We start from the raw sequence: 9,796 nt of genomic DNA, 5'->3' as shown, positions 1-9,796 counted from the left end.
ATACAGATCTTGGCAGAATTTCTATTGAGCACCTTGTTAAAGATTATGAGAAGTATTCTCCGCTCTCTTGTAATTGGGATACTGACAAAACAACATATTTCTCTGAAATTTCAGAAGTTCATGCTATAAACCCCAAGCAACTTGGACTTAAATCTTATGAAATTACAACCAAGACTGGGAGAATAATTAAAGCTACAGAGGACCATCCTTTCTATTCCAAGAAAGGCAAGACAAGGGCAGGCAATTTAAAGATTGGTGACTTCGTTGCTGTTTATCCCATCGAAATTCCTGAAATTGGTGGTTGCCCACCAGTTCTCACAGAGGAACAAGTTTTGGAAGCAATACCCGAAAATATCTATATACAATATACTATTAATGAACTAGCAGAAATGGAACTTCTCGACATTCCTGCAGGAACAAAGAAACAAATCTACCTGGCAAGCCTTGTCGGACATCTATTCGGTGATGGCTCATTACTTATCTCTTATGAGGGAGGACGTGTTGTTTTTCGGGCATCTGATTATGAGGACATCCTTTCTCTTTATGATACTGTTACAAAGCTAAACCTTCAACCAACAGGCATTCAAGAATTTCAATCTCGTGGTATTCCTATCCAACAAACAGATGGAAATATATTGATACCTGAAGGAAAAACATATTTCTTTGAAGTAAGGCGAAAACCGGTTGCAATCGCTTTTAAGGCGCTAGGTGTACCTGTTGGTGACAAAGTAACTCAAGAATATCGTCTACCAGAATGGTTATTTGATGCACCAAAAATGGCAAAACGCGCGTTCCTACGTGCATATTTTGGTGCTGAGCTATCAACGCCCAGATTACACATAAAATCAAAGTCTAAGTTTAACCAACCTATTCTTAAATTTGCCAAGATCGAAGGGTTACGAGTAGATAACTTTATTCAAGATATCAAAACCCTCCTTGCTGAATTTAATATTGAAATCTCATCTATTTACACCGAAAGTGGTAATTTACGAAAAGATGGCAAATCAACTATTATCTATGCATTAAACTTCGCCGCAAGCGATGAAAATTTACTTGCTTTATATAAGAAAATCGGATATGAATTTGCACGAGCCAAGGAAGAACTTGCACGACTAACTAGTGAATATATAACTGCAAAAAATACGGCAAAAGCAAAAGCCACTGCTCAACTTAGTCGTGCAAAAGAACTCCGAGAACAAGGATTAACCTATGAAGCTATAGCTAATGAAATCAACCATGAATCATGGCATACAATTGCATCATGGATTCGAAATGAAAGAATTGCGGCAGGGCTTCCAGCAAGTTTCCCTGAATTTCCAAAGTGGATGAAATCAGCTACTGAAGGATTAAAAAATGGATTTGTGTGGGACACGATAGTTAACATTGAAGAAATTGATCTTGAAGTAGCTTATGATATAACCATCAATGATGATAACCATAATTTCATTGCAGAAGATTTCCTAACCAGAAATTGTCCACCCTACAACGCCGACTTCGACGGCGACGAGATGAATCTCCACGTACCGCAGAGCGAAGAAGCAAGAGCAGAAGCCAGAATTCTTATGCGTGTTGAAGAAAACATTCTCTCACCAAGATATGGTGGTCCCATAATTGGTGCACTTCAAGATTACATATCTGCGGGATTTCTTCTTACGAGAAAGAATGCGTTCTTCACAAAAAAGGATGTATGCCAATTATTCTATGCGGCAGGATTTAAAGACGACCTTCCGCCTCCTACGATACAAAAACCAGTTAAATTATGGTCTGGAAAGCAATTATTAAGTACACTAATACCTTCTCTCCTCAATTTAACACTTACCTCAAAAGCATGTATTAAATGCAAGGTTTGTGAAAAGGATGACTGCCCTAATGATGCTTATGTAATCGTCAGAAACGGAAAACTTATGTCTGGAGTTATTGACAAAAAGACACTGGGAGCTGGGCAAGCCAATTCTTTGCTTCACAGAATTGTAAAAGATTATGGAAGTCAAAAAGCCAGAGAATTCCTTGATTCCATTACCCGATTATTATTAGAATTAATTACATCAAAGGGTTTTACTCTTGGTCTTGATGATGTTGATCTTAGTGCCGAGTCAAAAAACATGATAGATGGAGTTTTAAACAAGGCAGAAGAACAAGTGGATGAACTTATTAGAGTATATAGACGAGGCGAACTAGAAAGACTTCCTGGACGAACTCTAGAGGAAACGTTAGAGATGAGGATCATGCAGGAACTAGCTGAGGCTAGAGACGATGCAGGTACAATTGCTGGGAGAAATCTTGGGCTAAATAACCATGCAGTGATAATGGCTACTACTGGTGCCAGAGGGAGTAATTTAAATCTCGCCCAGATGACAGCTTGTGTTGGTCAACAGTCTGTACGAGGTGAAAGAATCCATAGGGGATATAGAGAACGCGTATTGCCTCATTTTAAGGAAGGTGACCTGAGCGCAACTGCGAGGGGTTTTGTAAAAGCAAGTTATAGAAGTGGATTAACTCCTATCGAATTCTTTTTCCATGCGATGGGTGGTCGGGAAGGCTTGGTAGATACAGCAGTTCGTACCAGCACTTCAGGTTATATGCAAAGACGATTGGTAAATGCTTTGCAAGATATAAAGAACGAAAATGATGGAACTGTAAGAAACGCAATCGGTCAAATAATTCAATTCGTTTACGGTGAAGATGGGGTTGATCCTGCGAAAAGTGACCATGGGAAAGCAATGAACATTGACGTGATATTTGAAAAAATCCTTAGTCAAAGGAGGGTTGAAGAATAGCGGCTAAAACTAAACTCTCAGCTGTAGAGAAAAAATTGAAAAAAATTGAAGAAAACGATGAACTTCCTCTTGCAGTAATTAAAGAACTAAGTGCAAAATTAGAAGAAACTGAAGTAACTAAAAAGGAATTAGACTTACTTATCGAAGAAGCGAAAAAATCCTATTCAAAAGCTTTAGTGGAACCAGGAGAAGCTGTAGGTACAATAGCTGCGCAATCAATCGGTGAGCCAGGCACGCAAATGAGCATCCCTGGGACTGAAAAGGTAATCGTGAAAAGTAACGATTATGTGAACGTAGTTGAAATTGGAGATTTCGTAGATAACCTCTTCTCTAATGCCGAAATTACCGACCATATTGGTGAAAGCGAAGTGTTAAGTCTAGAGTATGATGATTACCGTGTGCCTTGCATTGGTCAAGACGAAAAAACACATTGGCGAAGGCTAAGGCAAGTAAGTAGGCATCCTGTTAACGGTGAACTACTAAAAATCACTACTAGGTCGGGAAGAAAGATTGAGGCTACCCTCTCACATTCATATCTTATGCGTGATGAAAATAAAATTATCCCAGTAACTGGAAGATCTCTTAAAGTGGGTGACAGAATTCCTCTTATAAAACATTTACAATCTGATCATAATCTAGAAAGCATACCAGTCGAACGATATATTCCTAAATACGAAGCGTGGTATGGTTCAGAATTTATTAAAGCTAAACGATCTTGGGATCGACTTGGCAGTCATTGGAAAGAAGAATATAATGTCGCTTATACTGTCCCCGTTAAAGAAGACGGCCTGCGAATAGCATTCAAAACCAGAAAGGCAGAGATGCTAACAGTAGGTCATGTTTATCCCAAAGCGTTTTCAAATACAGATATTCAAATCCCTGAGATATTCCAGTTGAATTATTTGTTTGGATGGTTCATAGGTGCATATATTGCTGAAGGATCAAATGCTGGAAATTACGTTTCAATCACTAATATTGACGAAAATTACCAAAATCGCACACAAAGGTTTGCTGACGAACTTTCAATATCTTGGCGGTTAATAGAAGAAACTGGGGAATTTGGACCAAGTGTATCCGTATGCTTATCATCGTCGTTGTTAGCGAAACTTCTAGTACGAATGTGCGGGAAGAATGCACCAGATAAATTTATACCAGACTGGGCGTTAAACGCACCGGAAGAGTTCGTTTCGGGGTTACTCCAAGCATATTTCGATGGCGACGGTAGTTTTTCTGTAGAGCGAATGCAGATTCGCGCAACCAGTAAGTCTAAGGACTTGCGAGACGGAATATGCTTATTATTGTCGAGATTTGGAATTTTCGCTTCGAAACAAGAAGATGCTGAACAGTATAATTTAAGGATCCCTGGGAAGTATGCGCTTGTCTTTAAAGATAAGATTGGTTCGATAATTCCTCATAAAAGAGATATATTAGACCAAATGGTAACAAGTGAAGAAAATAAAGAAATTACCTATGACATTATTGATATGATTTCGGGTTTTGGTAAGATATTAAACAACCTCCGTATCAAGTTGAAAATTGACGCCCACTCTTCTCTAGCAGCAAGTATTAGAAAATATACAACTAATCAAGTGATCGGTAGGCAAACCCTAGCACGGTATGTAACATTAATAGTTGAGGAAGCAAAGAAAAAAAATATTGATATAAGCAACGAAATAAATACGTTACAGCGAGCCCTTGAGAGCGATGTGATCTGGGATCAAATAACTTCTATAGAATTAGTGAAATCTCCCACTTCACTAGTATACGATTTCTCGGTTGAACAACACGAAAATTTCACTACGGCAGAGGGCTTAATAACTCACAACACGTTAAGAACTTTCCATTACGCAGGAGTCGCTGAATTGAATGTAACGCTCGGACTTCCTCGACTGATTGAAATTGTGGATGCACGTAAAAATCCTTCAACACCCATGATGACAATTTTTCTAGATGATGCTCATAAAGAAGATGGAATAAAAGCCCGTGAAGTGGCACGGCGTATTGAGGAAACAAAAATAGAGAAGGTAACTTATGATATAGAAATCAATCTTAGCAATATGCAAATTGATCTGAAATTAGATCCTGATCTAATGGACGATAAAGGTTTAACTGCGGAATTTATTGTAGAAAAAATTAATAAACTCAAGAAAGGAGATGCAGAACTCCAGGATGATTATACGATTATTGTCCGACCAAAACTTGATAACTTTACAGAGTTACAAAAACTTGCAGAAAAAATTCGATCTTTACCATTGAAGGGCCTCAAAGACGTCAAAAGAACGGTTATTCGAAAAGAAGAGGAGGAATTTGTCATCTATTCTGAAGGTACAAACTTATTAAATGTCCTTCGTGTTTCAGGCGTACATCCCATGCGGACTATTTCTAATCATATTCATGAGATTTCAGAATGCCTAGGCATCGAAGCAGCAAGGAACATTATTATAGCAGAAGCTATAAATGTGCTTGAAGAACAGGGATTAGATGTCGACCTAAGACACGTTATGCTAGTCGCAGACCTTATGACAGTCACAGGCGAGGTCAGACAAATTGGTCGTCATGGCATTAGTGGTGAAAAAGCTAGTGTTTTAGCAAGAGCGGCTTTTGAAGTAACTGTGAAACATTTACTAGAAGCAAGCACCCGAGGCGAGATTGATCATTTAAAGGGAATAACTGAAAACGTGATTATCGGGCAAACAATATTGTTAGGGACAGGGGCGATAGATCTTATGATGAATCGAGAAGGGAAAAAAAAGGCGAAGGAGGACAAAGCATAAATGGCAGATATAGCGAAAAGTATTAAAATTGCAGTGCGAACGGGTAAAACTATATTAGGGGCAAAGGAATCTATTAGAGCTGTCAAACATGGAGATGTTAAGTTAGTAATACTTGCAGCAAACGCCCCCTCATCAATAAAGAATGATATCATTCATTATACTAATTTGTCAGATCCTAGAATTCCAACCATGGATTACGAAGGATCTAGTTTAGATCTAGGGTTTGTTTGTGGTAAACCGTATCTAGTATCAGTTGTATCGGTTCAGGAACCAGGTGATTCAGATATTCTGCAATTAGTGGAGGACAGTAATTGAGTAGCGTTAAAATTACAAGCGATGAAATAAAATATATCGCACTATTTGAAAACATTACAGGTGCCATCACGAAAGATGTAGTTATTGATGATGATCGGTTGATTTTTGTGGTGAAAGAGGGGGACATAGGGCGAGCGATTGGCAAAAGAGGAATAAATATAAAAAGAGCTAAGGACATGCTACACAGAAATATTGACATAGTTGAGCATGCTGAATCCGAAGTCGAATTCATCAAAAATACCTTAGCGCCAGCCAGAATCAAAAGTGTGAGCATCTCAGAAAAAAAGGATCGAAAGGTAGCAATAGTAAACGTAGAACCAAAGGATCGAGGCATCGCGATAGGTAAAAATGGAAAGAATGTTGCACGCGCACGGCTACTTGCAAAAAGATACCACAATATCGCAGACGTAATTATCTCTTAAGATGGCGTAGATAACAAAGGAGTGATTATAAAAATGCCAGGAAGCAAGTCACCAAAAGGAGAATTTGCCGCAGGTTTATTAACACGCAAGAGAAAGAAATTCAGATGGAAAGATCGTTATTATAAACGTAGACAATTAAAACTTGATATTAAGGCAGATCCGCTAGAAGGTGCGCCACAAGCACGTGGCATAGTTTTGGAAAAAGTTGGGATCGAGTCCAAACAACCAAATAGTGCCATTCGTAAATGCGTACGTGTCCAATTGATAAAGAATGGAAAACAAATAACCGCTTTCTTACCTGGTGACGGTGCGCTACTTTACGTTGATGAACATGATGAAGTAATCGTAGCGGGCATCGGTGGGTCAAAAGGTAGAAGTATGGGTGACCTTCCAGGTGTTAGATGGAAAGTCACTCAAGTCAATGGCGTTTCATTGGATTCGCTGATACTGAAGAAAAAGGAGAAGCCTATCAGGTAATTTATTTCATATTCTAATTTCAAGGAGCCAGAATAACATTGTCAGAAAAAAAAGAAAAAAAAGAAAAAAAAGGAAAAAAAGTAACTTCTGAGATCCTTCTATTCGGTAAATGGTCTACAGATGGAATTGAAGCTGAGGATCCAGGATTGAAACGATACATTTCCTTAAAACCTGTAATCGCACCACATTCTGCAGGCCGCCATGAACACCATCGATTTAGAAAATCACAGGTTTCTATTGTAGAACGATTCATAAACAAATTGATGCGAGGCGGACGTAATACTGGCAAAAAAATGAGGATAACTAAGGCTGTTATGGTAGCTTTTGAAATCATTCATTTAAGAACTTCAGCTAATCCCGTTGAAATTCTAGTGCGCGCAGTCGTGAACTCAGCCCTTCAAGAAGAAACAACTAGAATCTCTTATGGTGGTATTGTATACCATCAGGCGGTCGATGTTGCGCCTCAAAGACGTGTAGATCTTTCTTTACAGTATCTGGCGCAGGGAATTCAAAAGGCAAGTTTCTCAACCGTGAAATCATTTGAAGAAGTTATTGCAGAAGAATTAATAGCAGCAGCTAATAATGATACAAGAAGTTTTGCAATTAAAAGACGCCAAGAAAAGGAGCGTATTGCATTGTCTGCTCGCTGAGTTAAAAGTTCAATGAATGCAGACATTCAAAATTTTTTGGCAAGAAATAAAGATAAATTATTTCACCAGCTTGTTATCTCACAAGCTTTTTAAAACGAAGGTTTGAAATCAAAAACAATATAATAATATTTTATAAAAACAACATACTCTATATATTAAAAATTATACCTTCCAGAAGGTATAGCATAGAAAAGTTAGGAAAATCCGGAGGAAAGGTTTATGTCAAAATCTGGAAAGCCGCATATGAATTTGGTGATTATTGGACATGTTGATCATGGCAAATCTACGCTTGTAGGACATCTCTTAGTTTTAATGGGAGCCATTGACGAACGAACTATTGCAAAGTACGAAGCGGACGCCGATAAAATCGGTAAAGGAAGCTTCAAATACGCATGGGTATTAGACAAACTTAAAGAAGAAAGAGAGCGCGGACTGACTATTGATATCGCATTCTGGCAATTTGAGACGCCCAAATACTACTATACGATCATAGATGCCCCGGGTCATAGGGACTTCGTTAAGAACATGATTACTGGTACTAGTCAAGCTGATGCCGCAATTTTAGCCGTTTCATCCCGCAAAGGTGAGTTTGAATCTGGGATCGGCAAAGGCGGCCAAACTGTCGAACACTTAGTACTAGCCGCTACGCTTGGTGTTGATCAATTCATTGTTGCCGTTAATAAAATGGATGCAGCAGATCCTCAGTGGGATGAAGATAGATTCAACGAAATAAAAAGTAATGTTGAGAACGTCTTCAAACTTATTGAAAAAGAACTAGACATGAAAATTACGCGCTTCTACATTCCAGTATCAGCTTGGACTGGCGATAACATAACAAAGGCAAGCGAAAATATGGGATGGTTCAAAGAACCAACGATTCTTCAAGCTTTAGATCAGATGAAAATTCCACCTCAGCCAACTGATAAGCCCCTAAGGATTCCAATTCAGGATGTCTATACAATTACTGGAGTAGGAACTGTTCCCGTCGGTCGTGTTGAAACAGGGATACTCAAAGCAGGCGACAAAATCCATGTTGAGCCAGTCTCAAAGGTGGGTGAAGTAAAATCAATTGAAATGCATCATGAACAGATGGAAAAAGCGATGCCCGGCGACAATATCGGATTTAATCTCAAAGGAATTGCGAAAGCAGAAATTCGTCGTGGTGATGTAGCAGGAGATCCAAAGAACCCACCAAGCGTTGCAAAGGAATTTACTGCACAAATATTTATCTTACATCACCCAACAGCGATTGCTGCAGGATATACACCCGTTATCCATGCACACACAGCTCAAGTTGCATCAACGTTCTTAGAACTTCAGGCAAAAATTGACCGCAGATCTGGAGAAATAGTAGAGGAAAATCCACCGTATCTAAAAACAGGTGAAGGCGCAATCGTAAAACTCGTCCCAACGCGTCCATTATGCATAGAAGAGTACGCTAGTATTCCACAGCTTGGCAGGTTTGCTATAAGAGACATGGCTAAGACAGTAGGTGTAGGAATCGTAAAAAGTGTAACAAAACGTTAATAGCTTTTTTCTAAGGAAGCCTGAGAAGGCTTTCTATATAATTTTTATTAGGTTAGTAAAAAAGAGGCATAAAAATATGGTACAGCGAGCACGCATCAGATTGCTAAGTAAGGATACCAAAGAACTTCATCAAATTTGTGATCAACTCAAAGAAATCGCTCAGAAGACTGGGGCGCGAATTAATGGTCCGATTCCACTGCCAACGAAGAAAATAAGGATCCCTGTAAGGAAAACTCCTTGTGGCGAAGGAACACCCACATGGGAGCAATGGCAGATGAGAGTTCACAAACGAATTGTTATCCTCGATGCAAACGAACGCACTATGTCGCAAATTATGAGGATTAGGGTGCCCGATTCAATCTACATTGAAATAGAACTTGTATGACCTACCTCACGCTAAAGCTGTGGTGCTTTCTTGCTTAATTAAACTGTAATCTTATTCTCACGTTTTGCTTTATGTTCATTTTATAACTATTAGCTATTTCTTTACTTTCAAAAATCTCAAATCTGCTACTTTGTTTTTCATAAATATTAAATGCAGATAAAATCAGAAAGAAATGGTGGGTCCGGCGGGAGTTTCAGATCAGAGCATAGCTCTAAATCCTTTGAACCCGCGATCTCCGCAACTCTCCCTTCTTGAGGGAGAACTTATCCGGCTCCGCAGGCATACGCCTTAGACTAGTTTTATCTAAGTCGGCGCCCGATCCAGGCTAGACTACGGACCCTTGGAATGTGTGATATAGTTAAATTGGGTTGTTAACAGTTATTGATTTTGTATACAAATATCGACACCTATAGACAGTTCTTTCGCGAGCAAGGGTTTTTGTGTGGTATGTGTGAGGCGTGGTGTTTAT

At 39.0% G+C, this 9,796-nt stretch carries 7 protein-coding genes, 1 tRNA gene and 1 pseudogene; 8 read left to right on the top strand and 1 reads right to left on the bottom strand.

The features are described from left to right. The 8 genes and pseudogenes from QVB70_RS01605 to rpsJ form a co-directional block, all read left to right on the top strand. Positions 1-2,777 (top strand): annotated as a pseudogene (locus tag QVB70_RS01605) (hypothetical protein); the annotation flags it as partial. Between the two features lie 35 nt (positions 2,778-2,812). Continuing rightward, positions 2,813-5,551: a DNA-directed RNA polymerase subunit A'' gene (locus tag QVB70_RS01600; RefSeq protein WP_287582711.1), complete on the top strand. Its 2,739-nt coding sequence runs from the start codon at positions 2,813-2,815 to the stop codon at positions 5,549-5,551. Then, positions 5,552-5,866 (top strand): 50S ribosomal protein L30e, encoded by a 315-nt coding sequence (locus QVB70_RS01595; RefSeq protein ID WP_287582710.1) that lies wholly within the window; start codon positions 5,552-5,554, stop codon positions 5,864-5,866. Next, positions 5,863-6,288, top strand: coding sequence for a NusA-like transcription termination signal-binding factor (locus QVB70_RS01590; RefSeq protein WP_287582709.1), 426 nt, complete (start codon positions 5,863-5,865; stop codon positions 6,286-6,288). Before QVB70_RS01595 ends, QVB70_RS01590 begins: the two co-directional genes overlap by 4 nt. A 33-nt stretch (positions 6,289-6,321) precedes the next feature. Further along, on the top strand, positions 6,322-6,765 hold the full coding sequence (locus QVB70_RS01585; RefSeq protein ID WP_287582707.1) for a 30S ribosomal protein S12: 444 nt from the start codon (positions 6,322-6,324) through the stop codon (positions 6,763-6,765). Positions 6,766-6,803: 38 nt separating this feature from the next. Continuing rightward, a complete protein-coding gene (locus tag QVB70_RS01580) occupies positions 6,804-7,415 on the top strand; it encodes a 30S ribosomal protein S7 (protein WP_287582705.1) in 612 nt (203 codons plus the stop codon). A gap of 219 nt (positions 7,416-7,634) precedes the next feature. After that, on the top strand, positions 7,635-8,942 hold the full coding sequence (gene tuf, locus QVB70_RS01575) for a translation elongation factor EF-1 subunit alpha (protein ID WP_287582703.1): 1,308 nt from the start codon (positions 7,635-7,637) through the stop codon (positions 8,940-8,942). 76 nt (positions 8,943-9,018) lie between these two features. Beyond that, positions 9,019-9,327: a 30S ribosomal protein S10 gene (gene rpsJ / locus QVB70_RS01570; RefSeq protein WP_287582701.1), complete on the top strand. Its 309-nt coding sequence runs from the start codon at positions 9,019-9,021 to the stop codon at positions 9,325-9,327. A 173-nt stretch (positions 9,328-9,500) separates the two neighbouring features. Here the strand turns inward: rpsJ and QVB70_RS01565 are convergent. Next, positions 9,501-9,667, bottom strand: a tRNA-Arg gene (locus QVB70_RS01565). Positions 9,668-9,796: the final 129 nt, after the last annotated feature.

Source organism: Candidatus Borrarchaeum sp. (assembly GCF_019058535.1).
Lineage (GTDB): Archaea > Asgardarchaeota > Sifarchaeia > Borrarchaeales > Borrarchaeaceae > Borrarchaeum > Borrarchaeum weybense.
This window is presented reverse-complemented; position numbering and strand designations above follow the sequence as displayed.

Excerpts from the sequence above, each read along its gene's own strand:
- QVB70_RS01595 (WP_287582710.1), top strand. The coding sequence starts at position 5,552 with ATGGCAGATATAGCGAAAAGTATTAAAATTGCAGTGCGAACGGGTAAA.
- QVB70_RS01585 (WP_287582707.1), top strand. The coding sequence starts at position 6,322 with ATGCCAGGAAGCAAGTCACCAAAAGGAGAATTTGCCGCAGGTTTATTA.
- tuf (WP_287582703.1), top strand. The coding sequence starts at position 7,635 with ATGTCAAAATCTGGAAAGCCGCATATGAATTTGGTGATTATTGGACAT.
- rpsJ (WP_287582701.1), top strand. The coding sequence starts at position 9,019 with ATGGTACAGCGAGCACGCATCAGATTGCTAAGTAAGGATACCAAAGAA.